This window comes from Enterobacter sp. TMH.L2, from assembly GCF_050847315.1.
Classification (GTDB): Bacteria; Pseudomonadota; Gammaproteobacteria; order Enterobacterales; family Enterobacteriaceae; genus Cedecea.
In genome coordinates this window covers 3420847-3446819 of record NZ_CP193791.1, presented here as the reverse complement: position 1 = coordinate 3446819, position 25973 = coordinate 3420847, and the positions used below count along the sequence as shown (strand labels likewise).

Genomic DNA, 25973 nt, shown 5'->3' with positions numbered 1-25973 from the left:
TTCGACACTTTCAAGTGTTCAATAATTAACCGAACCAGTGGTGGAACATCAGCTTGATGTAATCAATGATTCGGCTGAAGAAATTCCCTTCCGGCATTTCCTGCAACACAACTAACGGACGCTGCTCGATGGTTTTACCGTCCAACTGGAAGTTGATGGTGCCCACAACCTGGTTTTTCTGCAGCGGGGCATGCAGTTCAGTGGTGGTCAGCACGTAGCTGGCTTTCAGATCTTTCATGCGGCCGCGAGGAATGGTCAGGTAAACGTCTTTATCCACGCCGAGAGAAACACGGTCGTTATCGCCAAACCAGGCTGGCTCAGAAGCAAACTCTTTGCCGGCTTTCAGCGGAGAAACCGTTTCAAAGAAGCGGAAGCCCCAGGTCAGCAGCTTTTTGCTTTCTGTTTCACGGCCTTTGTAAGTGTGCCCGCCAAGAACCGCAGAGATCAGGCGCATCTGGCCTTCGGTAGCGGAAGCCACGAGGTTATAGCCTGCGGCATCGGTGTGGCCGGTTTTAATGCCGTCAACGTTGAGGCTGGTATCCCACAGCAGACCGTTACGGTTGGTCTGACGAATGTTGTTGAAGGTGAACTCTTTTTCTTTGTAGATAGCGTATTCGTTCGGCACATCACGGATCAGCGCCTGGCCGATCAGCGCCATATCACGCGCGGAGCTGTACTGACCTTCAGCGTCCAGGCCGTGCACGGTCTGGAAGTGGGTGTTTTTCAGGCCCAGGGCAGAAACGTAGCCGTTCATCAGGCTTACGAAAGCATCCTGGCTGCCGGCGACGAAGTCGGCCATCGCCACACAGGCGTCGTTACCTGACTGCAGGTTAATACCGCGAACCAGTTTGTTGACCGGTACCTGCATACCCGGCTGCAGGAACATCAGCGAGGAGCCTTTAAACACCGGGTTACCGGTGGCCCAGGCATCTTTGCCGATGGTGACCATCGCATTGTCGTCGAATTTACCGGCTTTCATCGCCTGGCCAATGACATAGCTGGTCATCATCTTGGTGAGGCTGGCCGGGTCGCGGCGTGCGTCAGCATTTGATTCGGCCAGCACTTTGCCTGAGTTGTAGTCAATCAGGATATACGCTTCTGCATCAATCTGCGGGACGCCCGGGATCATAGTTTTAATGTTGAGGTCGTCAGCTTGAGCAGAGGCCATAGCCGCAAGAGCGAAAGCCGAGGTGAGCGCCAGGCGCTTAACAAAACGTGCAGAAGGAGCTGTATTCATGATGGAACTACGACGTCCGTGATGGAATTAAAAAAAGTGCCTTACTATAGCAAAAGCATTTTTGACTGGCATCTGACTTTGCGCGTGAGTTTGTTAATGGTCTTTACACAAATTTACGGGCAAGAAACAGGCCAGTCATAGCTTTACATAGCGGGAGCGTTGGTCACAAATGACTGCTGTTGCGCTTCCGACATCAGGCGCTGCTGAAGGGCGGTGGCTTCAGTGCGGCTGCTGAACGGGCCAAGCTGAACGCGATACACGGTGCCGTTATGAGACACTGCGCCCGGCACGCCAAACTGCTGGCTTAACTTTTGCTGCCACTGGCTGGCGCGTGCGCCGTCGCTCACGGCACCGACCTGAACAACGTAACGGCCGCTGCTTGCGGGTACGCTTGCTGTAGCTGCACTGCGCTGAACGTGACCTTGAGTTGAACCAGGTGCGGTGACTGGCGCAGAAACGGCAGGCGCTGGCTGCTCAACGATCGGCGCTGGCTGTGGGGCTACTGGCGGAGTAGGCGCCACGGCTGGTGCCGCGACAGGTTGCTGCGTCGCGGGGGCTGCTGCAGCCGTGGCCGGAGCATCAGGTGTTTCTATCACGCCTGCCGCAAGTGGCGTAGGAGCACCGAGAAAACCGCTGCTCTGAACAGGTGCGCCGGTGGTATCTGCGCTTTGCAGCGTCGAGTTGCTGATGGCGCGCACATCGCCCTGTGGTGCCGCTGGCTGAGAAGGGGAGGAGGCGCTTCCCATGCCGCCGCTAAGATCCGGACGGGCCGGCAGCGCATAGGTCTGTTTGGCGATAGTCGTACAGGCCGTACCTGGACCGGACATGGTGCCATCCTGTGCAACGATAATAGGGTCGATACGGACTTTAGTATTGTTTGAGGTGTTCAGCCTGTCTGCTGCCGCGCGAGACAGCGAGATCACCCGATCGTTGCCGTAAGGGCCGCGATCGTTGATGCGAACCACAATCATGCGGCCATTCGCGAGGTTAGTGACTCGCGCATAGCTTGGAATAGGCAGCGTTGGGTGTGCTGCGGTCAGCGCATTAGGATCGAACGCTTCGCCAGAGGCGGTCAGGTTGCTGCCCGGTTCGGCGTCGTAGATAGCCGCGAAGCCTGCCTGGCTGAAGTTTGCCGGATTCTGAACAATTTTGTAGCTTTTGCCGTTGTTCTGGTAATCCTTGTTAACTGACGGATTCAGCGGCTCGTAACGTGGCTCGGCGCCGCTGATTTCCACGACTGGACCGTTGCACACGGCCGGCTGTGGCGCCTGATTAACCGGCTGCTGACTCTCATCATTTGACGAACATGCTGCCAGTAACGCTGCTGCGATGCAGACGCCAGCCCACCGTTTTTGCTTACCCATTGCGCACCTCATCCAGTTACACGCTTTTTGATAACATTTTTCTGTGAGTATGTATCGACATGACGATACCAAACCCGGCCATCAGCACGATTAGCGCCGACCCCCCGTAGCTGACGAGCGGCAGCGGTACGCCGACCACCGGTAAGATACCACTAACCATGCCAATATTTACAAATACATAGACGAACAGGATCAGCATCAGCCCGCCGGCCATTACGCGGCCAAAGGTGGTCTGTGCCCGAGCGGCAATAAACAGGCCGCGCATGATCAGCAGCAGATAGAGCGCCAGCAGCACCAGAATGCCGACTAAGCCTAGCTCTTCCGCAAGCACCGCGAAAATAAAGTCCGTATGACGTTCGGGCAAGAACTCTAGCTGCGACTGCGTGCCGTGCAGCCAGCCCTTGCCGCGCAGGCCCCCGGAGCCGATGGCGATTTTGGACTGAATTATATGATAGCCCGCGCCGAGCGGATCGCTTTCTGGATCTAACAGCATCATCACGCGCGCACGCTGGTAGTCATGCATCAGGAAGAACCACAGGATCGGCACGAAGGCGGCTACCAGCAGAACGGCAACCAGAATAAGTCGCCAGCTCATGCCGGAAAGGAACAGCACAAACAGGCCCGATGCGGCGACCAGAATGGAGGTACCCAGGTCCGGCTGGGCGGCGACCAGCAGGGTCGGCATGAAGATCAGGACGAGCGCAATGCCGGTGTTTTTCAGCGTGGGCGGGCAAACGTCGCGGTTAATAAAGCGGGCAACCATTAGCGGAACGGCAATCTTGGCGATTTCCGAAGGCTGGAAACGCACGAAGCCCAGATCGAGCCAGCGCTGGGCCCCTTTTGAAATGGCCCCGAAGGCATCAACCGCCACCAGCAGAATAATACAGAAGATATAGAGATAGGGCGCCCAGCCTTCGTAGACGCGAGGCGGAATTTGCGCCATGACGACCATGATCACCAGCCCCATCAGGATCTGGCCGATTTTACGCTCCATCATGCCCATATCCTGGCCGCTGGCGCTCCATACCACCAGGGCGCTGAACACCAGCAGCGCGAGGATGGTCACCAGGAAGGTCGGGTCGAGGTGAACCTTATCCCAAATTGTTTTTTTATTAGGATTGTCAGTCATGCTTATTGATCCTCTGCGGCCGAGGCGGCCGGTGCTTCCGACGGCAGTACCGTGTTGTTATCCCCTAACATGACGTGGTCGAGGATCTGACGCATGATGCTCCCGACGGCCGGGCCTGCACCGCCGTTCTCCAGAATCATGGTCACGGCGTACTGTGGGTTGTCATACGGCGCAAATGCTGTCATCAGCTTGTGGTCACGTAGGCGTTCGGCAATTTTATGCGCGTTATACGTTTCGTTGGCTTTCAGGCCAAAGACCTGCGCAGTACCTGATTTTGCTGCCACTTTATAAGGCGCATTCGCGAAGTATTTATGTGCAGTACCGTTAGGCCTGTTGGCTACGCCATACATCCCATCTTTGGCAATTTCCCAATAGCCCGAGTGGATGTCGCCCACCGGCGCTTCAGTCGGCTGCTGCCAGGGAACCTGTTTACCGTTTTCGGTGGTGCTCATCAGCAGGTGCGGAACGCGAACGATGCCGTCGTTGATCAGGATCATCATCGCCTTGCTCATCTGGATTGGCGTGGCCGTCCAGTAACCCTGGCCGATACCGACCGGAATGGTGTCACCCTGATACCACGGTTTTTTAAAGCGCTTCAGCTTCCACTCGCGCGTCGGCATATTGCCCGCGCGCTCTTCTGAAAGGTCGATGCCCGTCAGGTGACCGTAGCCAAACTTACTCATCCATTCGCCAATGCGGTCGATCCCCATGTCATAGGCGACCTGATAGAAGAAGGTATCCGCCGATTCTTCCAGGGATTTTGTGACGTTCAGGCGGCCGTGGCCCCATTTTTTCCAGTCGCGGTAGCGTTTTTCCGAGCCGGGCAGTTGCCACCAGCCGGGGTCAAACAGCGAGGTGTTGCGGGTGATCACTCCGGCGCTCAATGCAGAAACTGCCATATAAGGCTTCACGGTAGAGGCCGGTGGATACACACCCTGAGTCGCACGGTTAATTAACGGCGTGTTCGGGTCGTTTAGCAGGCCAGAGTAGTCTTTGCTGGAGATACCGTCGACGAACAGGTTCGGGTTATAGCTTGGCATAGAAACCAGCGCCAGAATGCCGCCCGTACGCGGATCGGTAACGACCACCGCAGCACGACTCCCTGCGAGCAGGGTTTCGATGTAGGTTTGCAGTTTCAGATCGAGGGTCAGATAAATGTCATGCCCGGCCTGAGGCGGCACTTCTTTAAGCTGGCGGATGACGCGGCCACGGTTGTTAACCTCAACCTCTTCGTAGCCCGTTTGCCCGTGCAGGACATCTTCGTAATAGCGCTCGATACCGAGCTTGCCGATGTCGTGGGTCGAGGCGTAGTTGGCCAGCTTGCCTTCTTTATCCAGGCGCTCAACGTCTTTGTCGTTGATTTTAGAAACGTAGCCAATGACGTGGGTTAGCGCGGAGCCATAAGGATAGAAGCGGCGTTTGTAGCCTTTCACTTCCACACCCGGGAAGCGGTACTGGTTTACGGCAAAGCGGGCAACCTGAACTTCCGTCAGGTTAGTTTTGACCGCAATGGAGGTGAAGCGGTGCGAGCGGGCACGCTCTTTCTTGAAATTCGCGATGTCGTCATCGGTCAGGTCAACCACCGGGCGCAGCGCCTCCAGCGTATCCTGAACGTTATCGACTTTCTCCGGCATCATCTCGATTTGATAGATGGTGCGGTTTAGCGCCAGCGGGGTGCCGTTACGATCGTAAATAATGCCGCGGCTGGGCGGGATGGGCACCAGCTTGATGCGGTTTTCATTGGACCGCGTCTGATAGTCGTTAAAGCGAACGATTTGCAGATTATAAAGGTTGGCGATCAGCACGCCGGTAAGCAGCAAAATGCCGATAAAAGCGACCAGCGCCCGGCGCACAAAGAGCGCAGACTCAGCAGTATAGTCGCGAAAAGAATTCTGTAATTTCATTCGCTGCTTAGTATTACCCGCTCAGGTTTACTCACGATGGTAAGGGTGGTTGGTGGTAATGCTCCACGCCCGATAGAGACTTTCCGCCACCAGCACTCTGACCAGCGGATGAGGCATGGTTAGCGTGGAGAGCGACCAGCTTTGCTCGGCAGCGGCCTTACAGGCTGGTGCTAATCCTTCGGGGCCACCGATTAACAGGCTGACATCGCGGCCATCCTGCTTCCAGCGCTCGAGCTGCGTGGCAAGCTGGGGGGTATCCCACGGTTGACCGGGAATATCCAGCGTCACGATTCGATTACCTTTGCCCGCGGCGGCCAGCATCATTTCACCCTCTTTTTCGAGGATACGTTTGATATCGGCATTTTTGCCGCGTTTTCCAGCCGGAATTTCTACCAGCTCAAAAGGCATATCTTTCGGGAAGCGACGCAGGTACTCGGTAAAGCCTGTCTGCACCCAGTCAGGCATTTTGGTTCCAACGGCCACCAGTTGCAGCTTCACCCGTTAGCTCCAGAGTTTTTCCAGTTCGTACAGCTGACGGCTCTCTTCCTGCATGACGTGAACGATAATTTCGCCAAGATCGACAACAACCCAGTCGGAAGCGTTGATGCCTTTCACGCCCATCGGCGACAGGCCAACTTCGCGGGAGGACTGCACAACGTGTTCAGCAATTGACATGACGTGGCGGTTGGATGTCCCGGTGCAGATAACCATGCAATCGGTGATGCTGGATTTGCCTTTAACATCAATTGCGATGATGTCCTGGGCTTTGAGGTCGTCGATTTTATCGACAATGAAATCCTGAAGTGCTTTACCCTGCAAGTGTTCCCCCTGAGAGAATGAGAGTGTTTGGTTTAGCCCGTAATAACCCTGGACCAGCAGGGCAGGCGGCTTTGGCTGAAAAATTGGCCGACCAGCGTGAATCGCGGGCTATCATCCCATTGCGCGCCGGAGTTTGCATTGCCATTTTTGTAAAACTATTTCAGAAAAGCCGGATTACGGGCAGGAAATTATGGCAGCGGAGCATAACAGCCTGAGAAGTGGTGTCAATGGCTGGCTTTCCCGGTGAATCATAATAGCGTAATCCAGTGCGCTTCACTGTTCTCCTCCCGTAATTTAGACGAGCCCAACGCTTAGCGATAAAGCCCGTGCTGGAGAATAAAAGCCAGTACATCAGGCGGGAGCAGATCGTCGCAGGGCTGATTGCTCTCAAGCCGATGGCGAATGGTGGTTGCGGAGATATCGTAGAGCGGGGTTGGGGCTAGAAAGACTTTCCCGGCGGGCTGCTGGTGCAGCGTTACGACTGAATCAGTGACGTTTTGCGCGAGCCACGTTTGCTGTTCGGGCGTTTCCATGGTTAGCGGATAGCCGGGCCGCTGGGTGACCAACAGGTGGCACAGCGTGAGCAGCGTTTCCCAGCGGTGCCAGCGGTGCAGGCTGAGCAATGAGTCCTGGCCAATAATAAAGGCCAGCGGCTGTTTTGGCCCCAGCTCGGCGCGAATCTGCTCCAGCGTTTCCACGGTCCATGACGGTGTCGACCGGCTAAGCTCCCGGTCATCCAGCGTGAAAAGCGGGTTGCCTGCTATTGCTAGCTCAATCATCTCTTTGCGCTGCGCGCTGCTCGCTTCCGGCTGTGGGCGATGCGGCGGCACATTATTGGGCATGATGGTGACGCTTTTCAGCTTCACCAACCTGGCAAGGGCTTCAACGGATTTCAGATGACCGTAGTGGATAGGATCAAAGGTGCCGCCATACAGCGCCAGAAGAGATGAATCAGGCATCAATAAAGATTTCCGGTAAGGCTTTATGGCAGATCAGCAGAGAAAGGCCTTCGAGTTCGTCCCAGACTGACTGCCCGTAGTCCTGCTTCAGCGTCAGTTCGATACGCGTCAGTAAACGAACGGCCTGATAAAGCTGTTCCGAAGAAACGCGATTGAGCGCTTCAGTAACCAACTGGCGGCGGTTTTGCCACACGCGTTGCTGATCGAACAGCGTCCGTAAGGGCGTCGTTGCCGACTGACGTTTGAGATTGACCAGTTGCAGCAGTTCCCGCTGCAGGGTTCGCAGCAGAATGACCGGCTCGCTGGCTTCCAGACGAAGCTGCTGCAATATATGCAGTGCTCGTTTGCTCTTTCCGGCAAGCAGCGCATCTACCCAGTGAAAAGGCGTGAAATGGGCGGCATCGTTTACGGCTTGCTCAACGCGCGGTAGCGTCAATTTACCGTCTGTCCAGATGAGCGACAGCCTCTCTAATGCCTGAGAAAGCGCCAGCAAATTGCCCTCATAGCAGTAGCAGAGCAGCTGATTAGCAGCCTCGTCCAGCGTCAGATTCATCTGTTTTGCGCGCTGAGATACCCAGCGGGGCAGATTGGCCTGTTCTGGCGTCTGGCAGGTCACCAGCACGGAGCGGTTTGCCAGTTGGGTAAACCAGGCGGCATTTTCCTGCGCTTTGGTCAGTTTGTTGCCGCGAACCAGTAACAGAATATCGTCGTGAAGCAGGCTCACCAGCGTTTCTAGCTGAGCGTTAATGGCGGCATTTGGGCCGTTTTCCGGCAGCAATAAGAGCAGCGTCTGGCGGCTGGCAAACAGACTGAGCGCCTGGCAAATAGCAAACAGAGCCTGCCAGTCAGTGGAGGCATCTATCTGAACGGCGTGATGTTCTTCAAAGCCGTTTTGCTGGGCGTGTTTGCGCACCGCATCCTGGCTTTCCTGTAATAAGAGAGGATCGTTACCTAACAGCAGATACGCCGCGCGCAGCCCTTCATTGAGCTGCGCGTGGAGTTGTTCCGGATACACTCGGATCATTTGCTACCAGAGGTTGACGGCAGAGTGGTGGACACCCGGCCTGCAGGTACGGCTGGTTTCTCTGCGCTAACGGGCTTTACTTCGTCTTTCGTTGCTGCAAGATCGGCCGCGTGTACTGCCATCAGTTTACGGATCAGCTGTTGGGCAACGTTGGTGTACATCTCTTTGATAATCAAATCCTGCTCGGCGTCTTTTGCCAGGGCAGTCAGTGGGTTATCAAAGAACGAACGGTAGGTCTTCGCGCTGATCGGATAAATGTCGTGCCCTGGGATCAGGACCTGAGCATTAACAACCATCACCATCTGGTATTCCGCGGTCTGGCCGTTCTGGAATACTGAAGCGGTGTCCTGGCTAAGACCGTAGGCGCCCACGCGCAGGGACGGAATATCCTTACGCACGCCAGTGCCGGTATCGTCAACAATCGTGACGCCGTTTAAGCGCAACTGTTTACGAATTTCACGCGTTAGCGGACCGTTAGGATCGCCAGAGTTGAGGATCAGCGTCTTCATCTCTGAGGGGACCTGCGTGTTGCCACGCAGGTGAAAACCACATCCAGCGGTGACCAGCACCGCCAGGGTTACTAACAGGGTGATAAAGGGATGTCGCACGCTTCCTCCTGCGCTTAGCCCACAACCAGGTTGAGCAGTTTACCCGGAACGTAAATCACTTTACGTACGGTTACACCCTCAAGATATTTCGCGACCAGATGTTCCTGACCGGCGCGCTCGCGCACTTGTTCTTCAGTGGCATCGGCAGGTACGGTGACTTTACCGCGTACTTTACCGTTAACCTGAACGACCACCAGGCGAGAGTCTTCGACCATTGCCTTTTCGTCAGCCTGCGGCCACGGCGCGTTATCCACATCACCTTCACCGCCCAGAGACTGCCACATATCGAAACAAACGTGCGGGGTGAACGGATACAGCATACGTACAACGGCCAGCAGCGCTTCGTTCAGCAACGCACGATCCTGTTCGCCGTCCTGCGGTGCTTTTGCCAGTTTGTTCATCAGCTCCATGATGGCAGCGATGGCGGTGTTGAAGGTCTGACGGCGGCCGATATCGTCGGTCACTTTAGCAATGGTTTTATGCACATCGCGACGCAGGGCTTTTTGATCTTCGCCCAGGGCAGCAATGTCCAGCGCTGGCGCAGCACCACGGTTGGTGTGTTCGTAGACCAGTTTCCAGACGCGTTTCAGGAAGCGGTTGGCGCCTTCAACGCCGGATTCTTGCCACTCAAGCGTCATGTCTGCAGGTGAAGCAAACATCATAAACAGACGCACGGTATCCGCGCCGTAGCGTTCAACCATGACCTGTGGGTCGATGCCGTTGTTTTTCGACTTCGACATTTTGCTCATGCCAGCATAGACCAGTTCACGGCCTTCTGCGTCACGGGCTTTGACAATGCGGCCTTTATCATCGCGCTCAACGATAGCGTCGACCGGGGAAACCCAGTTACGCTCGCCGTTAACGCCGGTGTAATAGAAGGCGTCCGCCAGCACCATGCCCTGGCAAAGCAGCTGTTTGGCTGGTTCATTGGACGTCACCATGCCCGCATCGCGCATCAGCTTGTGGAAGAAGCGGAAGTAAAGCAGGTGCATGATGGCGTGTTCAATCCCGCCGATGTAGATATCCACCGGCAGCCAGTAGTTAGCAGCTTTGGAATCCAGCATGCCTTTGTCGTACTGAGGGCAGGTGTAGCGCGCGTAGTACCAGGAGGACTCCATAAAGGTGTCGAAGGTGTCGGTTTCACGCAGCGCAGGCATGCCGTTGACGGTGGTTTTCGCCCACTCAGGATCGGCTTTAATCGGGCTGGTGATACCGTCCATGACCACATCTTCCGGCAGAATAACCGGCAGCTGATCTTCCGGGGTTGGCATCACTGTGCCGTCTTCCAGGGTGACCATTGGGATGGGGGCGCCCCAGTAACGCTGACGGGAAACGCCCCAGTCGCGCAGACGGAAGTTCACTTTACGCTCGCCCACGCCTTTAGCGGCCAGCTTATCGGCAATGGCGTTAAACGCCTGCTGGAAGTCCAGACCGTCGAACTCGCCAGAGTTAAACAGCGCGCCTTTTTCGGTCATTGCGGAGGCGGAAAGATCCGGCTCGCTGCCGTCGGCATTCAGAATTACCGGCTTGATTGGCAGGCTGTATTTTGTGGCGAATTCCCAGTCACGCTGATCGTGGCCTGGAACGGCCATCACGGCACCTGTGCCATATTCCATCAGCACGAAGTTGGCCACCCAAACCGGAACGCTTTCGCCGGTCAGCGGATGAATGGCGTTAATGCCGGTGGCGACGCCTTTCTTCTCCATGGTCGCCATGTCGGCTTCGGCTACTTTGGTGTTACGGCATTCTTCAATGAATTCGGTAAGGGTAGGGTTATTGACTGCAGCCTGCTGCGCCAGAGGGTGACCGGCGGCAACGGCCAGATAAGTCACACCCATAAAGGTATCAGGGCGAGTTGTGTAAACGGTCAGCTTCTCGGCGCTGTTTTGTACGTCGAAGGTGATTTCCACGCCTTCGGAACGGCCAATCCAGTTGCGCTGCATGGTTTTAACCTGATCCGGCCAGTGATCCAGCGTATCCAGGTCGTTCAGCAGTTCGTCGGCGTAGGCGGTGATTTTGATGAACCACTGCGGGATCTCTTTGCGCTCAACTTTGGTGTCGCAGCGCCAGCAGCAGCCGTCGATAACCTGCTCATTCGCCAGCACGGTCTGATCGTTCGGGCACCAGTTAACCGCGGAGGTTTTTTTGTAAACCAGACCTTTGTTGTACAGCTGAGTGAAGAACTGTTGTTCCCAGCGATAGTATTCAGGCGTACAGGTAGCCAGTTCACGGCTCCAGTCGTAACCGAAGCCCAGCGTTTTCAGCTGGTTCTTCATGTAATTGATGTTGTCGTAGGTCCACGGGGCTGGCGCGGTGTTGTTTTTTACCGCGGCGCCTTCAGCCGGCAGGCCGAAGGCATCCCAGCCGATCGGCTGCAGGACGTTTTTACCCAGCATACGCTGGTAGCGTGCGATAACGTCGCCGATGGTGTAGTTACGGACATGGCCCATATGTAGTCGGCCGGAAGGATAGGGCAACATGGAGAGGCAGTAGTATTTCTCTTTGCCTTCGTCTTCGGTCACTTCAAAAGTACGGTTCTCTTGCCAGTGTTGCTGGACATTGGATTCTATCTCTTCCGGGCGGTATTGCTCTTGCATGGCAGCCAGTAGTCCTGTGTATGAAAGACGGCTACGAAACGTAGCCTTTAATGAATTCGAGTTTAGATCGCCATAGCATAGCCGATTCGACAGCGGCAAAACAGCCTTTCAACGCCCTCAGTAACCATTTCACCGTTCCGTAACGCTTGCAGTTTTTTACCCAGGGTGTGGCTAATCTAACAAAGCGTTGCCGGATTAACGTCTACTATTAGAGTCAGTTACCACGCCGCAAACGCGGGAATCCTTCAAGGAGGCAGGCTAACGATGAACAAGGTTGCTCAATTTTATCGGGAACTGGTCGAATCGCTAAGTGAACGGCTACGCAAGGGTGAGCGCGATATTGATGCGCTGGTTGCCAGCGCCCGTAAGCAGATGAATGATACAGGCGAGCTGACCCGAACGGAGATAGAAGAGGTAACGCGTGCGGTGCGCCGTGACCTTGAAGAGTTTGCTCGTAGCTACGGGGAAAGTCAGGAAGAGTTCACCGACAGCGTTTTTATGCGGGTGATTAAAGAGAGTTTATGGCAGGAGCTGGCGGACATTACCGACAAAACGCAGCTTGAGTGGCGGGAAGTGTTTAAAGATCTCAGCCATCACGGGGTGTATCACAGCGGGGAAGTTGTTGGGTTAGGCAATCTGGTGTGTGAAAACTGTCATCATCACATTGCGATTTACACGCCTGATGTGCTGCCGGTTTGCCCGAAATGCGGCCATAATCAGTTTCATCGTCGGCCGTTTGAGCCTTAAAAAAAAGCCTTCCGTAAGGAAGGCTTTCAGACGAATGGCAAACCTCTGGCGAGAGAAAAAACAGCCGGCGGCTCGTTAAACAACTGGAAAATCAATTCATTGATTTTCGGCTGATAACCACAAAGAGGGAAAAACCACGCTTTTTTCCTCTTTGTCATCAACATTAAAGCCTTCCGCAGGGAAGGCTTTTTACTGTGGCGTGTTACGTTTAGTGCAGGATTTTCGCCAGGAAGTCTTTGGCACGTTCAGACTGAGGATTATTGAAGAAGTCGTCTTTGTTTGAGTCTTCGACAATTTTCCCTTCATCCATAAAGATCACGCGGTTTGCCACTTTGCGGGCAAAGCCCATTTCGTGGGTCACCACCATCATGGTCATGCCCTCATTGGCCAGCTCAACCATAACGTCCAGTACTTCGTTGATCATTTCCGGATCGAGCGCTGAGGTTGGTTCGTCAAACAGCATTGCGATCGGATCCATGCACAGGGCGCGGGCAATCGCCACACGCTGCTGCTGGCCGCCGGAAAGCTGCGCCGGATATTTATCGGCGTGTGCGGCCAGCCCTACGCGCTCAAGTAATTTTAACCCTTTGGCGCGGGAAGCGGCTTTATCACGTTTCAGCACTTTGACCTGGGCAAGCGTCAGGTTTTCGATAATCGACAGGTGAGGGAACAGCTCGAAGTGCTGGAACACCATGCCAACGTGGGAGCGGAGCTGCGCCAGATTGGTTTTCTTGTCGTTCACCTGGGTGCCGTTCACCAGGATTTCGCCTTTCTGTACGGGCTCAAGGCCGTTGACGGTTTTAATCAGCGTGGATTTGCCTGAACCAGAAGGCCCGCACACGACGACTACTTCGCCTTTCTTCACTTCGGTGGAGCACTCGGTCAGCACCTGAAAGTGACCATACCATTTAGAAACATTTTTCAGGGTAATCATTACACAGTCCTTTTCTTCAAGTAGCTGACCAACAGCGATGCACTGAGGCTAATCACAAAATAGACCAGGCCGGCAAACAGGATCATCTCGACCTGTGTACCGTCACGCTCGCCAATGGTGGAGGCGGTGCGGAAGAAGTCTGCCAGGCTTAAAACGTACACCAGCGAGGTATCCTGGAACAAAACGATGCCCTGGGTTAACAGCAGCGGCACCATCGCGCGGAAGGCCTGCGGCAGGATGATGAGTTTCATCGACTGCCAGTGGGTCATGCCCAGCGCCAGGGCGGCATTTGACTGCCCTCTGGAAATACTCTGAATACCGGCGCGAATGATTTCCGAATAGTAGGCGGCTTCAAACATGGAGAAGGCGACCATCGCGGAAATCAGGCGGATATCGGTTTTTGGCGACAGGCCAAGCACCGACTGCAGGAAGCCAGGCACCACCAGATAGAACCACAGCAGTACCATCACCAGCGGCACGGAGCGGAAAACGTTCACGTAAGCGGTAGCAAACCACGCGATCGGCTTGAAGCTCGACAGGCGCATGACGGCCAGCAGCGTGCCCCAGACAATACCGATCACCACGGCGGTAACGGTGATTTTGAGCGTAATGACCAGCCCCTGCATTAAGTAAGGCAGGGCAGGAAGAATAGAACTCCAGTCAAGATTGAGCATTATTTGCCCCCCATATTGCCAGGCAGGCGAATTTTACGTTCTACCACATACATCACGCCCATGATGACGGCGTTGATCAGTACATAGGCAAGGGTAATCGCCGTAAAGGATTCATAGGCGTGTGCCGAGTAATCCAGCAGCTTGCCAGCCTGCGCCGCCATATCCACCAGACCAATGGTTGAAGCGATGGCCGAGTTCTTCACCAGGTTCATCATTTCGGAGGTCATCGGCGGCACAATAACGCGATAGGCATTAGGCAACAGCACGTAGCGATAGGCCTGAGGCAGCGTCAGTCCCATTGCCAGAGCCGCGTTCTTCTGGCCGCGAGGCAGGGATTGAATGGCGGCTCGTACCTGTTCACAAACGCGAGCGGCGGTAAACAGCCCGAGGCAAATCATTGACGAGAGGAAGAACTGAATGTTGGGATCCAGCTCGGACTTAAACCACATGCCAATGTTTTCCGGCAGCAGTTCAGGCACCACCAGATACCAGGTAAAGAATTGGACGATCAGGGGAACGTTGCGAAAGAGTTCAACGTAGAGCGTACCTAGCCCGGACAGGAATTTGTTAGGGACCGTACGCAAAATACCAAACAGAGACCCCACCAGAAAAGCAATGATCCATGCGGTTATTGACAGGGCGACGGTGACCTGGAAGCCATTCCAAATCCAGCCCAGATAGGTTGTGTTGCCGAACGGGGCGGGCTGTAAAAAGATTCCCCAGTTCCAGTCTATAGACATAACTTACTCCGAGATAAAAAAAGAGGGTAGCGCAGGCTACCCTCGAAGATTGATGAGAAGCCGGTGCCCTGAAGCAGATCTTTGTCTGCATTTTTGGGCACCTTCACGCTGGTGGGGGAACGACCCACCAACGCATAGTCTGTCCTGGCTTCAGTTCGTCAATCGGGAGGGCGGATTTTTCCAGCCCCTGTGTTTCTAATTAGTTGAGAGCTTTGTCGTTTGGTTCCTTGAACAGCGCTTTCATTTCGTCAGAAAGGTCGAAGTTCATGTTGAGGTTTTTCGGTGGAATTGGCTGTTTAAACCATTTATCGAACCATTTCGCGGCTTCACCGGAGGTTTGTGCCTGCGCAATGGTGGTATCCATCAGCTTTTTAAACTCTGGGTCATTTTTACGCAGCATACAGCCGTAGGCTTCCTGGGACTGTGGCTTGCCGACGATCTCCCAGTTATCCGGCTGTTTAGCTTTCGCACGTTCACCGGCCAGCAGGGCATCATCCATCATAAAGGCAACGGCACGGCCGCTTTCCAGGGTACGGAAGGAGTCACCGTGGTCTTTGGCGCTGATAATACGCATGCCCATTTTCTGCTCGTCGTTCAGCTTGTTGAGCAGGATTTCGGAAGTGGTGCCAGAGGTCACAACAACGGTTTTCCCTTTCAGATCAGGGAAGTCTTTAATTGGGCCGCCTTTTTTCACCAGCAAACGGGTGCCGACAACGAAGATGGTGTCGGAGAATGCGGCTTGCTTTTGACGTTCTACGTTGTTGGTGGTGGAACCACATTCAAAATCGAAAGTGCCGTTTTGCAGCAGCGGAATACGGTTCTGAGAGGTGATAGGAATGAGTTTTACCTGCAGATCGGGCTTATTCAGCTGCTTTTTCACCGCTTCTACGATGGCATTAGAGTAGTCCTGAGAGTAGCCAACCACTTTTTGCTGATTGTCGTAGTAAGAGAAAGGTACAGATGATTCACGGTGGCCGACCACGATAACGCCGTTGGCTTTGATTTTATCCAGCGTTGACTGCTGAGGCGTCGCGTCTTCTGCATGAACCATTGTGGCGCTCATGCCCATCACCAGCATTGCCGTGGCCAGTTTACGTAGTTGCATATCCAACTCCTTAATCTTAGTGCCAGAGGAGGCACCGGTATCCGATGTGAGTGTTGTGTTTTGTTGTTTTTTCATGCTGCTAAAAGCGTCATGCAATGCCCTTTTGTTAGCATCTAACCTAGCTGAATGTAAAGAAATTGCTAATAAGATGTTTATTTTTGCGAAGCGCGCCGCACCATTTAAAGGCAAAGATATGCCAGTGCACTATAACGGTGCTTGCGATGTCGCTTTTTGGTGCATGCATTTTTCACTGCCCGATACAGCCAGGCCACAGGGCGTCTTTGCGCCAGCTATTTGATTTCAACTGTTTATATCTAGCAAAGCTTGTGCCAGAAATGAAAAAGGCCAGCAAATTTGCCGGCCTCTATGAGCGAGAAGGGTGTGCTACTTTTTGCTGCGGTTACGCAGGCTTATCACCAGTGCGGTGAAACCGAATAAAGCGGTCACCATCCACAGCGGCCAGAAGCCGAAGCGTGCATAAGGCGTTAAGCCAGTGGTCGGTGTGACTTTCGCTTCCAGCACTTCGCGAGTGAACTGCGGGATGATATTAGTGATATCACCTTCGGCGTTGACCACCGCAGTTACGCCGTTATTGGTGCTGCGCAGCAAAGGCCGCCCCAGCTCCAGCGAGCGCATACGCGCCATTTGCAGGTGCTGCCATGGGCCGATGGATTTACCGAACCAGGCATCGTTGGAGATAGTTAGCAGGAAGTCAGTGTCTGGCCGGAAATTGTCCCGAACTTGTTCACCCAGGATAATTTCGTAGCAGATTGCCGCCGTCAGCTTGACGCCGTTAGAGAGCAATTGCGGCTGAACATAGGGCCCACGGCTGAATGATGACATGGGCAGATCGAAGAACGGGGCCAGTGGGCGCAGAATCGATTCAAGCGGCACAAACTCACCGAATGGCACAAGGTGGTTTTTGTTGTAGCGATTGCTGCTGGTGTAGCTGTAAGGGCTACCTTCACCGAGCGTGATAATGGTGTTGTAGGTATCGTACCTGTTTTGCTTATTCAGACGCGCATCGACGATACCGGTAATTAATGAGCTGTGTTTTGCCCGCAGCAGGTCATCCATCATGGCGAGGAACTGCTGCTGATTAATTTCCAGATCGGAGATAGCCGATTCCGGCCAGATGATAAGCTTGGCTTTGCCCATCTCCGGCTCTGTTTTATCCAGATAAATTTTCAGCGTGTCCAGCAGCTGGCTTTCATTCCACTTCAGAGACTGGGGAATGTTGCCTTGTACCATCGCTACGTCAACGGAACGCTCTGGCAGAGGCTGGAACCATTGAATGTTGCGCAGTGGCCAGGGTAATAACAGTAAAGCCGCAGAAACCACCGCAGGAGCCCATTTCCGTGCCTGCAGGGCGTACACCAGAAGGCCACTGATAATCATCAGTAGGAAGGTAATGGTGTCGACGCCCAAAATCGGCGCGATGCCTTTTAGTGGGCCATCGATCTGGCTGTAGCCAAACTGCAGCCAGGGGAAGCCGGTCAGTACCCAGCCACGCAGGAATTCGGTAATTTGCCAGACGACCGGCGCGGCAATAGCTACGCGCCACCACGTTGTTTTTGGCCACAGCCTGCTGAGAATACCGGCGAACAAACCTGTGTAGAGCGACAAATAAGCGGCCAGCAGAACCACCAGGAACACGTTCACCGGGCCCGGCATGCCGCCAAACTGTGCGATGCTGACATAGACCCAGTTGACCCCGCTGCCGAACAGCCCAAGCCCCCAGAAGAAGCCAATCGCGGCGCTTTGTACCGGGCGACGGTTAAGCGTCAGGCCCTGCAAGCCAGCAAGAGAAACAATAGCTGCAGGCCAGAAATCATAAGGGGAAAAAGCCAGCGTTCCGCAGGCCCCAAAGAAAAGCGCCAGCAGCAGGCGAACGCGCTGGCGTTGAAGAAGTTGAGCTATAGCCATAGCTGAGTTATTCGTCCAGTTTAGGTTGCGGCGAGTCGTCCGGAATTCTGACATGAACCTGAATAATACGACGGCTATCGGCCATGGCGACTTTGAACTGGTAACCATCTATTTCAATGGTTTCGCCACGGGCTGGCAGGTGCCCAAAGGCTTGCATCACCAGACCACCGATGGTGTCGACTTCTTCATCGCTAAAGTGCGTGTCGAAGGTTTCGTTGAAGTCTTCAATAGAGGCGAGGGCGCGCACCGTCCACGTATGGCGGCTCAGCTGACGGAAATCACCGTCTTCCTCGTCGTCGTACTCATCTTCGATTTCCCCGACAATCAGTTCGAGAATATCTTCGATCGTCACGAGACCTGAAACGCCGCCAAATTCATCAATGACAATCGCCATATGATAGCGCTGCTGACGAAACTCTTTCAGCATGCGGTCAACCCGTTTGCTTTCAGGCACGACAACCACCTGACGTAACACTTTTTCCATGCTGAAAGGCTCAGAGTCGCTGCGCATGAACGGCAGCAGATCTTTCGCCATCAGAATCCCTTCGATGTGATCTTTGTCTTCGCTTATCACCGGGAAACGGGAGTGAGCGGAATCGATAATGACATCGAGGCACTCGTCCAGCGTCTGGTTGTGTTTGAGCGTCACCATCTGCGAACGCGGGATCATGATATCGCGGACGCGCTGGTCGGCGATATCCATCACCCCTTCGAGCATGTCGCGGGTGTCCTGGTCTATCAGAGAGTTTTGCTCAGAATCACGAATAAGCGTCAGCAGATCGTCACGGTTTTTCGGTTCACCGTGAAACAGCTGGTTGAGAATGAGGGAGAAGAATCCCTTTTTGGCTTCCGGCGTGTCACTATTCTGTGAATTGTCGTCGCTCATGGCGTTAGGTTTTAGGCCTCATATAAATCAAAAACTAACAGGCAGCCTGATGGTGCACTGCCTGCGCGTGACGGCGGCAAAGGGAAAGCCCTGAGCCGACTACTCTTTCTCGGCAATGTACGGATCGGCATACCCAAGAGCAAGCATTATCTCTGTTTCCAGCGCTTCCATCTCTTCGGCTTCATCGTCTTCGATGTGGTCGTAACCGAGCAGATGCAGGCTGCCGTGTACAACCATATGTGCCCAGTGGGCCTCCAGCGGCTTCTCTTGTTCTTTGGCTTCCTGCTCAACCACCTGACGGCAGATGATCAGATCGCCCAGCAGCGGAAGCTCGATCCCTGGCGGGGCTTCAAACGGAAAAGAAAGCACGTTGGTGGACTTATCTTTCCCGCGATAGGTCAGGTTCAGGTCGTGGCTTTCGGCTTCGTCTACCAGACGAACGGTGACCTCAGACTCTGGCTGAAACTGAGGAATAACCGCATCCAGCCAGCGCTGAATTTGTGCTTCATCCGGCAGGCCGCTTTCTGCTTCGCAGGCAACCTGTAAATCTAAAATAACCTGACTCATTTGCTCTCCTGAGCGGTAGCCTGCAGGGCAAGGGCTTCGCGTTTACGCTCGGCGGCAAGCTCGTCTTTGCGTTTTTGATCGGCGGCTTCCCAGGCTTCATAGGCGTTAACAATGCGGGCCACAACCGGGTGGCGTACCACGTCTTCGCTGTTAAGGAAGTTGAAGCTGATTTCATCCACCTCGGACAGGACGTCGATAGCATGACGTAAGCCGGACTTGAGGTTACGTGGCAGGTCTATCTGCGTCACATCGCCGGTAATCACCGCCTTGGAGTTGAAGCCTATACGGGTCAGGAACATTTTCATCTGTTCGGTGGTGGTGTTCTGACTTTCATCGAGAATGACAAAGGCATCGTTCAGGGTTCGGCCACGCATGTAGGCGAGCGGGGCCACTTCGATAACGTTGCGCTCAATCAGCTTTTCGACTTTCTCGAAGCCCAGCATTTCAAACAGCGCGTCGTACAGCGGGCGCAGGTATGGGTCAACCTTCTGGCTTAAATCGCCGGGCAGGAAGCCCAGTTTTTCGCCCGCTTCAACCGCCGGGCGGGTCAGCAGAATGCGGCGGATCTCCTGGCGCTCCAGCGCATCAACCGCGGCGGCAACGGCAAGATAGGTTTTCCCTGTCCCTGCCGGCCCTATGCCGAATGTGATGTCGTGGTCGAGAATATTCGCGATGTACTGCGCCTGATTAGGCGTACGCGGCTTAATGACGCCACGCTTAGTTTTAATATGGATAGCTTTACCGTAATCCGGCACGCTGTCGGCCGTTTGCTCCAGCACCCGGCTTTCTTTAATAGCCAGATGAATTTGTTCCGGGTCGATATCCTGGCTTTGGCCGCGCATTGGCGCGGTGTCTACGTACAGATGTCGCAGAATATCCGCCGCGGCGTTAACGGAAAGCTCACGACCGGTGAGCCTGAAGTGATTGTCACGGCGGTTGATTTCAATCCCCAGTCGGCGTTCCAGCTGTTTGATGTTGTCATCAAAAGGGCCGCACAGACTAAGCAGACGGGCGTTATCCGCCGGTTCCAGCGTTAATTCACGTGTTTCGATATTCAAACTTATCCTCTTGGTCACTCGGGGCCAGTTAGAGTAAACGGTCTCGCGTAGCCGAAAATACGGTTCGGCTACAGGGAAATTATTTATCCCGCAGCGTGATGGCGCAAGCGTCACAATTGATATTTGGGTGATGCCTTCAGAATGCAAGTGCAAACAATGAGACAGCCTGCCGGGACGTGGAATTAGCGTTCCGGCAGGCCGTGGAGAGAATTAAGGCTGGTAAGTCCCAACGCCAATGTCATTCTCTTTGCGGGTACGAGCAATAACGGAAGCCGGGGTTTCAGCAATACGCAGGCCCATTTCGCTTTCTGTGCGCACCAGCTTCGCGCGCAGGGAGTTAGTCAGGACTTCGGTGATTTCGACATCCACGAATTTCCCTACCATATCCGGCGTCCCTTCGAAGTTCACCACACGGTTATTTTCGGTACGGCCGGACAGCTGCATAATGCTTTTACGCGAAGTCCCTTCCACCAGAATACGCTGTACCGTACCCAGCATTTTACGGCTCCATTCCATTACCTGCTGGTTAATACGATCCTGCAGGATATAAAGGCGCTGTTTTTTCTCTTCTTCCTGCACGTCATCAACCAGGTCGGCCGCCGGGGTGCCCGGACGAGCGGAGAAAATAAAGCTAAAGCTGGTGTCAAAGTTGACGTCAGCAATCAGCTTCATGGTTTGCTCGAAGTCCTGGCTGGTTTCGCCTGGGAAGCCGACGATAAAGTCTGAGCTGATCTGGATGTCCGGGCGCGCAGCGCGCAGCTTGCGGATAGTCGATTTATACTCCAGCGCGGTATGCGTGCGCCCCATCATATTCAGCACACGGTCGGCGCCGCTTTGAATCGGCAGGTGCAGGAAACTCACCAGCTCCGGCGTGTCGCGGTAGACTTCGATAATGTCATCGGTGAATTCAATCGGGTGGCTGGTGGTGAAGCGAATGCGGTCGATACCGTCAATCGCTGCAACCAGACGCAGGAGTTCGGCAAACGAGCAGATGCCGCCGTCATAAGCCGCGCCGCGGTATGCGTTAACGTTTTGACCCAGCAGGTTAACTTCACGCACACCCTGTTCCGCCAGTTGAGCGATTTCAAACAGAATATCGTCGCAAGGGCGGCTCACTTCTTCGCCACGGGTATAAGGCACCACGCAATAGGTGCAATATTTGTTGCAGCCTTCCATGATGGAGACGTAGGCGGTCGGGCCGTCGGCCTTTGGCTCCGGCAGGCGGTCAAATTTTTCGATTTCCGGAAAGCTGACGTCCACCACCGGGCTGCGGGTGCCGCGAACCTGGTTGATCATTTCCGGCAGGCGGTGCAGGGTTTGTGGCCCAAAGACGATATCTACATAGTGCGCCCGCTGGCGAATTTTTTTTCCTTCCTGAGAGGCAACGCAGCCGCCGACGCCAATGATCACGTCCGGGCGTTTGGCTTTGATATGCTTCCAGCGCCCCAGCAGGTGAAACACCTTTTCCTGGGCTTTTTCGCGAATAGAACAAGTGTTCAGCAGCAGAACGTCCGCTTCATTCGCGTTATCGGTCAGCGTAAAGCCGTGGGTGCTGTCCAGCAGGTCGGCCATCTTCGATGAATCGTATTCGTTCATCTGGCAGCCCCAGGTTTTTATATGGAGTTTTTTTGTCATCGACTTGCCATTGCTCAAGGTGAAGTCAGGAATTAAGCCGGATAGTGTAATGCTTTGCTATGGATGTGACCAGCCTGGGAAAAGCCAGTAGAATCAGCAAAGATGAATGAAGGAAAGAGACTTATGGTAAATCAACCAATTGAAGTAGCCGTTGTTGGCGGCGGTATGGTCGGCGCGGCGGCAGCGCTGGGGCTGGCACAGCATGGTTTCCGTGTGGCGGTGATTGAACATCATGCCCCTGAGGCTTTTGTTCCAGGTAGCCAGCCTGACGTCCGCATTTCGGCCATCAGCAGCGCAACGGTTGGCCTGCTCAAGTCTCTTGGCGTCTGGGACAGCGTTTTAGCGATGCGCGCACATCCTTATCGCCGGCTGGAAACCTGGGAATGGGAGAGCGCACACGTTAGCTTTAATGCCGAAGAACTGGGTTTACCCGAGCTGGGCTTCATGGTCGAGAATAACGTGCTGCAGCGCGTGCTTTGGCAAGCGCTTGAGGCGCATCCGAATATCTCTTTACGCTGCCCGGCGAGGCTGCGGCAAATCCATCGCCAGGCAGCAGGTTGGACGCTCGAGTTTGATGACGGCGCTTCACTCAATGCTGAAATGGTGATTGGTGCGGATGGCGCGAATTCCCAGGTCAGAAAATGGGCGGGGATTGGCGTACATGCCTGGCAGTATCGTCAGGCCTGTATGCTGATTACCGTTAAATGCGAGTTTGAACCGGGGGATAATACCTGGCAGCATTTCACGCCGACAGGGCCGCACGCTTTCCTGCCGCTGTTCGATAACTGGGCCTCTCTGGTTTGGTATGACACCCCGGCACGTATTCGGCAGCTGCAGGGAATGAACATGCCCCAGCTGCAAAAAGCGATTACGGCCGCTTTCCCTCAGCGACTCGGGGCGGTTACGCCGGTTGCCAGTGGGGCATTTCCGCTGACTCGTCGACACGCTTTGCAGTACGTCCAGCCAGGGCTGGCGCTGATAGGGGACGCAGCGCATACGATTCATCCTTTGGCCGGGCAGGGCGTTAATCTGGGATATCGTGACGTGGATGCTTTGCTTGATGTCCTGATCGGTGCCCGTAGCCATGCGGAAGCCTGGGCGAGCGAGGCTATACTGAAACGTTATCAGAGGCGCCGTCAGGCGGATAACTTCCTGATGCAGAGTGGAATGGATCTGTTCTATGCGGGATTCAGCAATAACCTGGGGCCGCTGCGCGTGGTGCGAAATATTGGGCTGATGGCGGCGGAAAGAGCCGGTGGCCTGAAGCGTAAAGCGCTGAAATACGCCCTGGGATTATAATGAAGATGAGCAGGGCGGTTTCCCGCTCTGCTCATGCTAGCTAAATGCCAGATAGCAAAAAGCCCGCTTGCGCGGGCTTTTCAGTGTGTGGCTGGGGTACGAGGATTCGAACCTCGGAATGCTGGTATCAGAAACCAGAGCCTTACCGCTTGGCGATACCCCAACAGGGTGCGCTCACAGAGTGAACGACTTTTGAAATTGGCTGGGGTACGAGGATTCGAACCTCGGAATGCTGGTATCAGAAACCAGAGCCTTACCGCTTGGCGATACCCCAACAATTTTTTTGGATTTATCGAAGTTAATCAATAATTCCTTTGTATGGTGGCTACGACGGGATTCGAACCTGTGACCCCATCATTATGAGTGATGTGCTCTAACCAGCTGAGCTACGTAGCCAAACTCTATCATATTTTTCGATGGCTGGGGTACCTGGATTCGAACCAGGGAATGCCGGTATCAAAAACCGGTGCCTTACCGCTTGGCGATACCCCAATAACCGTCGCGGTGAACCGCATGTATCGAAAAATAATGGCTGGGGTACCTGGATTCGAACCAGGGAATGCCGGTATCAAAAACCGGTGCCTTACCGCTTGGCGATACCCCATCCGTGCAACGCGAGAGATAAATGGTGCGGGAGGCGAGACTTGAACTCGCACACCTTGCGGCGCCAGAACCTAAATCTGGTGCGTCTACCAATTTCGCCACTCCCGCATAAAAAAGATGGTGGCTACGACGGGATTCGAACCTGTGACCCCATCATTATGAGTGATGTGCTCTAACCAGCTGAGCTACGTAGCCATCTTTTTACGCGCTACCTTATCGGCGTTGCGGGGCGCATTATGCTGAGTTGACTCTACAGCGTCAACTAGTTTTTTCCCGAAAACCCGCTCAGAATGCTCGTTTGAATGACTTGCGAACAGCTTGCTTGAAATATCGACAATAACGCACGTTTTTGTTTTTAATTCCGCTTAAAAACAGGGATAAAGCCGCGACAGGAATACAGAAACGACAACGGGCCATAAGGCCCGTTGTTTTAAGCTAAATCAGCGATTAATAGGCGGCCTGGTGCACACCTACCGCGCGTCCTGATGGATCGTTCATGGTTTTGAACGACTCATCCCATTCGATTGCTTTTGCGGAAGAACAGGCTACTGACGGGCCGCCAGGTACGCATTCTGCCGCGCTTTGCAGCGGGAATAGCTCTTCAAAGATTTCGCGGTACAAATAGGCTTCTTTCGAGCCCGGAGTGTTGTACGGGAAGCGGTAGGCGGCGGTCGCCAACTGCTGGTCGCTAATCTGTTCAGCGGCCACTTCTTTCAGCGTATCGATCCAGCTGTAGCCCACGCCGTCAGAGAACTGCTCTTTCTGGCGCCACGCCACGCTTGCAGGCAGGTAGGATTCGAAGCACTCGCGCAGGACATGCTTCTCCATTTTGCCGTTGCCGCACATTTTGTCCTGCGGGTTGATGCGCATTGCCACGTCGAGGAATTTTTTATCCAGGAACGGGACGCGGGCTTCAACGCCCCAGGCAGACATCGCCTTGTTCGCACGGGCACAGTCAAACATGTGCAGAGCCTGCAGTTTACGCACGGTTTCTTCATGCAGTTCTTTGGCATTTGGCGCTTTGTGGAAGTACAGGTAACCGCCGAATACCTCATCAGAGCCTTCCCCGGACAACACCATTTTGATGCCCATCGCTTTAATCTTACGCGACATCAGGTACATCGGTGTTGAAGCGCGGATCGTTGTCACATCGTAAGTTTCGATGTGATAGATAACATCGCGGATAGCATCCAGACCTTCCTGCACGGTGAAATGGATCTCGTGGTGAACCGTGCCCAGGTGGTTAGCGACTTCCTGCGCGGCTTTCAGGTCAGGAGAACCTTCGAGGCCGACGGCGAAGGAGTGCAGCTGCGGCCACCACGCTTCGCTGCGCTCTTCATCTTCTACGCGACGTGCGGCAAATTTCTTGGTGATCGCGGAAATCACGGAAGAGTCCAGCCCGCCGGACAGCAGAACACCATAAGGCACGTCGGACATCAGGTGGCTCTTGACGGAATCTTCCAGCGCCTGGCGCAGCGCGTTTTTGTCCGTGACGTTGTCTTTTACTTCTTCGTAGCTGAACCAGTCGCGCTGGTAGTAGCTGCGAATCTCGCCGTCTTTGCTCCACAGGTAGCTGCCCGCCGGGAACTCTTTGATGGTGCGGCAAACAGGCACAAGGGCTTTCATTTCTGAAGCGACGTACAGGTTGCCGTGTTCATCGTGGCCCATATACAGCGGGATAATACCAATGTGGTCACGGCCAATCAGGTAAGCGTCTTTCTCGCTGTCGTAAAGTGCGAAGGCGAACATCCCCTGCAGCTCATCAAGGAAGTCAGGGCCTTTTTCCTGATACAGCGCCAGGATGACTTCACAGTCTGAACCGGTCTGGAAGGTATAGCGGTCGCCGTATTCGGCGCGCAGAGCCTGGTGGTTGTAGATTTCGCCGTTAACCGCCAGGGCATGAGTTTTTTCGGTGTTGTACAGCGGCTGAGCGCCCGCGTTGACGTCAACGATGGACAGACGTTCGTGCACAAGAATCGCTTTATCGCTGGCGTAAACACCCGACCAGTCCGGGCCACGGTGGCGCATCAGGCGCGATAATTCCAGCGCTTTTTTGCGCAATTCAACTGCATCAGTTTTGATATCCAGAACGCCAAAGATAGAACACATATAACTTCTCCGTACACTTGCCTGAGCGATTTGAGTTGTGGTGCTGCGT

Annotated in this window: 23 protein-coding genes and 7 tRNA genes; 3 read left to right on the top strand and 27 right to left on the bottom strand. The window is 54.4% G+C overall.

Annotated elements, in window-relative coordinates; all coding sequences use genetic code 11:
* Positions 1-25: 25 nt before the first annotated feature.
* The 10 genes from dacA to leuS form a co-directional block, all read right to left on the bottom strand.
* Positions 26-1237 (bottom strand): D-alanyl-D-alanine carboxypeptidase DacA, encoded by a 1212-nt coding sequence (dacA, locus tag ACREYP_RS16625; RefSeq protein ID WP_213713334.1) that lies wholly within the window; start codon positions 1235-1237, stop codon positions 26-28.
* Positions 1238-1380: 143 nt separating this feature from the next.
* The gene (rlpA, locus tag ACREYP_RS16620; RefSeq protein ID WP_336818597.1) at positions 1381-2601 is read right to left on the bottom strand and encodes an endolytic peptidoglycan transglycosylase RlpA; all 1221 of its coding nucleotides are present in this window, start codon (positions 2599-2601) and stop codon (positions 1381-1383) included.
* A gap of 16 nt (positions 2602-2617) precedes the next feature.
* Positions 2618-3730 carry a peptidoglycan glycosyltransferase MrdB gene (gene mrdB / locus ACREYP_RS16615; RefSeq protein ID WP_008456051.1) on the bottom strand — a complete coding sequence of 371 codons (1113 nt, stop codon included), beginning with the start codon at positions 3728-3730 and terminating at the stop codon, positions 2618-2620.
* A 2-nt stretch (positions 3731-3732) separates the two neighbouring features.
* Entirely contained in the window at positions 3733-5634 is a 1902-nt protein-coding gene (mrdA, locus tag ACREYP_RS16610; protein ID WP_008456052.1) for a peptidoglycan DD-transpeptidase MrdA, read from the bottom strand.
* 27 nt (positions 5635-5661) lie between these two features.
* Positions 5662-6132: a 23S rRNA (pseudouridine(1915)-N(3))-methyltransferase RlmH gene (rlmH, locus tag ACREYP_RS16605; protein ID WP_008456055.1), complete on the bottom strand. Its 471-nt coding sequence runs from the start codon at positions 6130-6132 to the stop codon at positions 5662-5664.
* Positions 6133-6135: 3 nt separating this feature from the next.
* Positions 6136-6453, bottom strand: coding sequence for a ribosome silencing factor (rsfS, locus tag ACREYP_RS16600; RefSeq protein WP_008456058.1), 318 nt, complete (start codon positions 6451-6453; stop codon positions 6136-6138).
* Positions 6454-6764: 311 nt separating this feature from the next.
* Positions 6765-7412: a nicotinate-nucleotide adenylyltransferase gene (nadD, locus tag ACREYP_RS16595; protein WP_008456059.1), complete on the bottom strand. Its 648-nt coding sequence runs from the start codon at positions 7410-7412 to the stop codon at positions 6765-6767.
* Positions 7405-8436 carry a DNA polymerase III subunit delta gene (gene holA / locus ACREYP_RS16590; protein ID WP_008456061.1) on the bottom strand — a complete coding sequence of 344 codons (1032 nt, stop codon included), beginning with the start codon at positions 8434-8436 and terminating at the stop codon, positions 7405-7407. Before holA ends, nadD begins: the two co-directional genes overlap by 8 nt.
* Positions 8433-9044 carry an LPS assembly lipoprotein LptE gene (gene lptE / locus ACREYP_RS16585; RefSeq protein ID WP_336818598.1) on the bottom strand — a complete coding sequence of 204 codons (612 nt, stop codon included), beginning with the start codon at positions 9042-9044 and terminating at the stop codon, positions 8433-8435. The genes holA and lptE overlap by 4 nt, the downstream gene beginning before the upstream one ends.
* A gap of 14 nt (positions 9045-9058) precedes the next feature.
* The gene (gene leuS, locus ACREYP_RS16580; protein ID WP_336708414.1) at positions 9059-11641 is read right to left on the bottom strand and encodes a leucine--tRNA ligase; all 2583 of its coding nucleotides are present in this window, start codon (positions 11639-11641) and stop codon (positions 9059-9061) included.
* A 264-nt stretch (positions 11642-11905) separates the two neighbouring features.
* Between leuS and ACREYP_RS16575 the strand changes: the two genes are divergently transcribed.
* Positions 11906-12388: a zinc ribbon-containing protein gene (locus ACREYP_RS16575; protein ID WP_008456066.1), complete on the top strand. Its 483-nt coding sequence runs from the start codon at positions 11906-11908 to the stop codon at positions 12386-12388.
* Between the two features lie 208 nt (positions 12389-12596).
* Here ACREYP_RS16575 and ACREYP_RS16570 read toward each other — a convergent pair whose 3' ends face one another.
* The 4 genes from ACREYP_RS16570 to ACREYP_RS16555 form a co-directional block, all read right to left on the bottom strand.
* On the bottom strand, positions 12597-13322 hold the full coding sequence (locus tag ACREYP_RS16570; protein ID WP_008456069.1) for an amino acid ABC transporter ATP-binding protein: 726 nt from the start codon (positions 13320-13322) through the stop codon (positions 12597-12599).
* Positions 13322-13996, bottom strand: coding sequence for a glutamate/aspartate ABC transporter permease GltK (gene gltK, locus ACREYP_RS16565; protein WP_166994531.1), 675 nt, complete (start codon positions 13994-13996; stop codon positions 13322-13324). Before gltK ends, ACREYP_RS16570 begins: the two co-directional genes overlap by 1 nt.
* Entirely contained in the window at positions 13996-14736 is a 741-nt protein-coding gene (locus ACREYP_RS16560) for an amino acid ABC transporter permease (RefSeq protein ID WP_008456073.1), read from the bottom strand. The genes gltK and ACREYP_RS16560 overlap by 1 nt, the downstream gene beginning before the upstream one ends.
* A 199-nt stretch (positions 14737-14935) precedes the next feature.
* A complete protein-coding gene (locus tag ACREYP_RS16555) occupies positions 14936-15841 on the bottom strand; it encodes an amino acid ABC transporter substrate-binding protein (protein WP_008456075.1) in 906 nt (301 codons plus the stop codon).
* Between the two features lie 46 nt (positions 15842-15887).
* On the opposite strand from ACREYP_RS16555, the gene ACREYP_RS16550 reads away from it, so the two are divergent.
* Positions 15888-16139: a hypothetical protein gene (locus tag ACREYP_RS16550; protein WP_166866189.1), complete on the top strand. Its 252-nt coding sequence runs from the start codon at positions 15888-15890 to the stop codon at positions 16137-16139.
* An 86-nt stretch (positions 16140-16225) separates the two neighbouring features.
* On the opposite strand, the gene lnt is transcribed toward ACREYP_RS16550, so the two are convergent.
* The 5 genes from lnt to miaB form a co-directional block, all read right to left on the bottom strand.
* Positions 16226-17767, bottom strand: coding sequence for an apolipoprotein N-acyltransferase (lnt, locus tag ACREYP_RS16545; RefSeq protein WP_336818599.1), 1542 nt, complete (start codon positions 17765-17767; stop codon positions 16226-16228).
* Between the two features lie 7 nt (positions 17768-17774).
* Complete coding sequence (gene corC / locus ACREYP_RS16540; RefSeq protein ID WP_008456079.1) at positions 17775-18653, bottom strand: CNNM family magnesium/cobalt transport protein CorC; 879 nt, start codon at positions 18651-18653, stop codon at positions 17775-17777.
* 99 nt (positions 18654-18752) lie between these two features.
* Positions 18753-19220, bottom strand: coding sequence for an rRNA maturation RNase YbeY (gene ybeY / locus ACREYP_RS16535; RefSeq protein ID WP_008456081.1), 468 nt, complete (start codon positions 19218-19220; stop codon positions 18753-18755).
* On the bottom strand, positions 19217-20278 hold the full coding sequence (locus ACREYP_RS16530) for a PhoH family protein (protein WP_008456082.1): 1062 nt from the start codon (positions 20276-20278) through the stop codon (positions 19217-19219). The genes ybeY and ACREYP_RS16530 overlap by 4 nt, the downstream gene beginning before the upstream one ends.
* Before the next feature lie 210 nt (positions 20279-20488).
* Positions 20489-21913, bottom strand: coding sequence for a tRNA (N6-isopentenyl adenosine(37)-C2)-methylthiotransferase MiaB (gene miaB, locus ACREYP_RS16525; RefSeq protein WP_336818600.1), 1425 nt, complete (start codon positions 21911-21913; stop codon positions 20489-20491).
* Between the two features lie 123 nt (positions 21914-22036).
* Between miaB and ubiF the strand changes: the two genes are divergently transcribed.
* The gene (ubiF, locus tag ACREYP_RS16520) at positions 22037-23212 is read left to right on the top strand and encodes a 2-octaprenyl-3-methyl-6-methoxy-1,4-benzoquinol hydroxylase (RefSeq protein WP_498880991.1); all 1176 of its coding nucleotides are present in this window, start codon (positions 22037-22039) and stop codon (positions 23210-23212) included.
* Positions 23213-23300: 88 nt separating this feature from the next.
* Here the strand turns inward: ubiF and ACREYP_RS16515 are convergent.
* From ACREYP_RS16515 to asnB, 8 genes are all read right to left on the bottom strand, one after another.
* Positions 23301-23375 (bottom strand) — tRNA-Gln (locus ACREYP_RS16515).
* A gap of 36 nt (positions 23376-23411) precedes the next feature.
* A tRNA-Gln gene (locus ACREYP_RS16510) sits at positions 23412-23486 on the bottom strand.
* Positions 23487-23531: 45 nt separating this feature from the next.
* Positions 23532-23608, bottom strand: a tRNA-Met gene (locus tag ACREYP_RS16505).
* 21 nt (positions 23609-23629) lie between these two features.
* Positions 23630-23704 (bottom strand) — tRNA-Gln (locus ACREYP_RS16500).
* Between the two features lie 37 nt (positions 23705-23741).
* Positions 23742-23816: transfer RNA gene (locus tag ACREYP_RS16495), tRNA-Gln, on the bottom strand.
* Positions 23817-23838: 22 nt separating this feature from the next.
* Positions 23839-23923, bottom strand: a tRNA-Leu gene (locus ACREYP_RS16490).
* A 10-nt stretch (positions 23924-23933) separates the two neighbouring features.
* A tRNA-Met gene (locus ACREYP_RS16485) sits at positions 23934-24010 on the bottom strand.
* Positions 24011-24262: 252 nt separating this feature from the next.
* On the bottom strand, positions 24263-25924 hold the full coding sequence (asnB, locus tag ACREYP_RS16480) for an asparagine synthase B (protein ID WP_166875832.1): 1662 nt from the start codon (positions 25922-25924) through the stop codon (positions 24263-24265).
* Between the last annotated feature and the right edge of the window lie 49 nt (positions 25925-25973).

Bases quoted from the DNA above. Each gene is read 5' to 3' on its own strand.
- dacA (WP_213713334.1), bottom strand. From the start codon at position 1,237: ATGAATACAGCTCCTTCTGCACGTTTTGTTAAGCGCCTGGCGCTCACC.
- rlpA (WP_336818597.1), bottom strand. From the start codon at position 2,601: ATGGGTAAGCAAAAACGGTGGGCTGGCGTCTGCATCGCAGCAGCGTTA.
- mrdB (WP_008456051.1), bottom strand. From the start codon at position 3,730: ATGACTGACAATCCTAATAAAAAAACAATTTGGGATAAGGTTCACCTC.
- mrdA (WP_008456052.1), bottom strand. From the start codon at position 5,634: ATGAAATTACAGAATTCTTTTCGCGACTATACTGCTGAGTCTGCGCTC.
- nadD (WP_008456059.1), bottom strand. From the start codon at position 7,412: ATGCCTGATTCATCTCTTCTGGCGCTGTATGGCGGCACCTTTGATCCT.
- holA (WP_008456061.1), bottom strand. From the start codon at position 8,436: ATGATCCGAGTGTATCCGGAACAACTCCACGCGCAGCTCAATGAAGGG.
- leuS (WP_336708414.1), bottom strand. From the start codon at position 11,641: ATGCAAGAGCAATACCGCCCGGAAGAGATAGAATCCAATGTCCAGCAA.
- ACREYP_RS16575 (WP_008456066.1), top strand. From the start codon at position 11,906: ATGAACAAGGTTGCTCAATTTTATCGGGAACTGGTCGAATCGCTAAGT.
- ACREYP_RS16570 (WP_008456069.1), bottom strand. From the start codon at position 13,322: ATGATTACCCTGAAAAATGTTTCTAAATGGTATGGTCACTTTCAGGTG.
- gltK (WP_166994531.1), bottom strand. From the start codon at position 13,996: ATGCTCAATCTTGACTGGAGTTCTATTCTTCCTGCCCTGCCTTACTTA.
- ACREYP_RS16560 (WP_008456073.1), bottom strand. From the start codon at position 14,736: ATGTCTATAGACTGGAACTGGGGAATCTTTTTACAGCCCGCCCCGTTC.
- ACREYP_RS16555 (WP_008456075.1), bottom strand. From the start codon at position 15,841: ATGCAACTACGTAAACTGGCCACGGCAATGCTGGTGATGGGCATGAGC.
- lnt (WP_336818599.1), bottom strand. From the start codon at position 17,767: ATGGCTATAGCTCAACTTCTTCAACGCCAGCGCGTTCGCCTGCTGCTG.
- corC (WP_008456079.1), bottom strand. From the start codon at position 18,653: ATGAGCGACGACAATTCACAGAATAGTGACACGCCGGAAGCCAAAAAG.
- ybeY (WP_008456081.1), bottom strand. From the start codon at position 19,220: ATGAGTCAGGTTATTTTAGATTTACAGGTTGCCTGCGAAGCAGAAAGC.
- miaB (WP_336818600.1), bottom strand. From the start codon at position 21,913: ATGACAAAAAAACTCCATATAAAAACCTGGGGCTGCCAGATGAACGAA.
- ubiF (WP_498880991.1), top strand. From the start codon at position 22,037: ATGGTAAATCAACCAATTGAAGTAGCCGTTGTTGGCGGCGGTATGGTC.
- asnB (WP_166875832.1), bottom strand. From the start codon at position 25,924: ATGTGTTCTATCTTTGGCGTTCTGGATATCAAAACTGATGCAGTTGAA.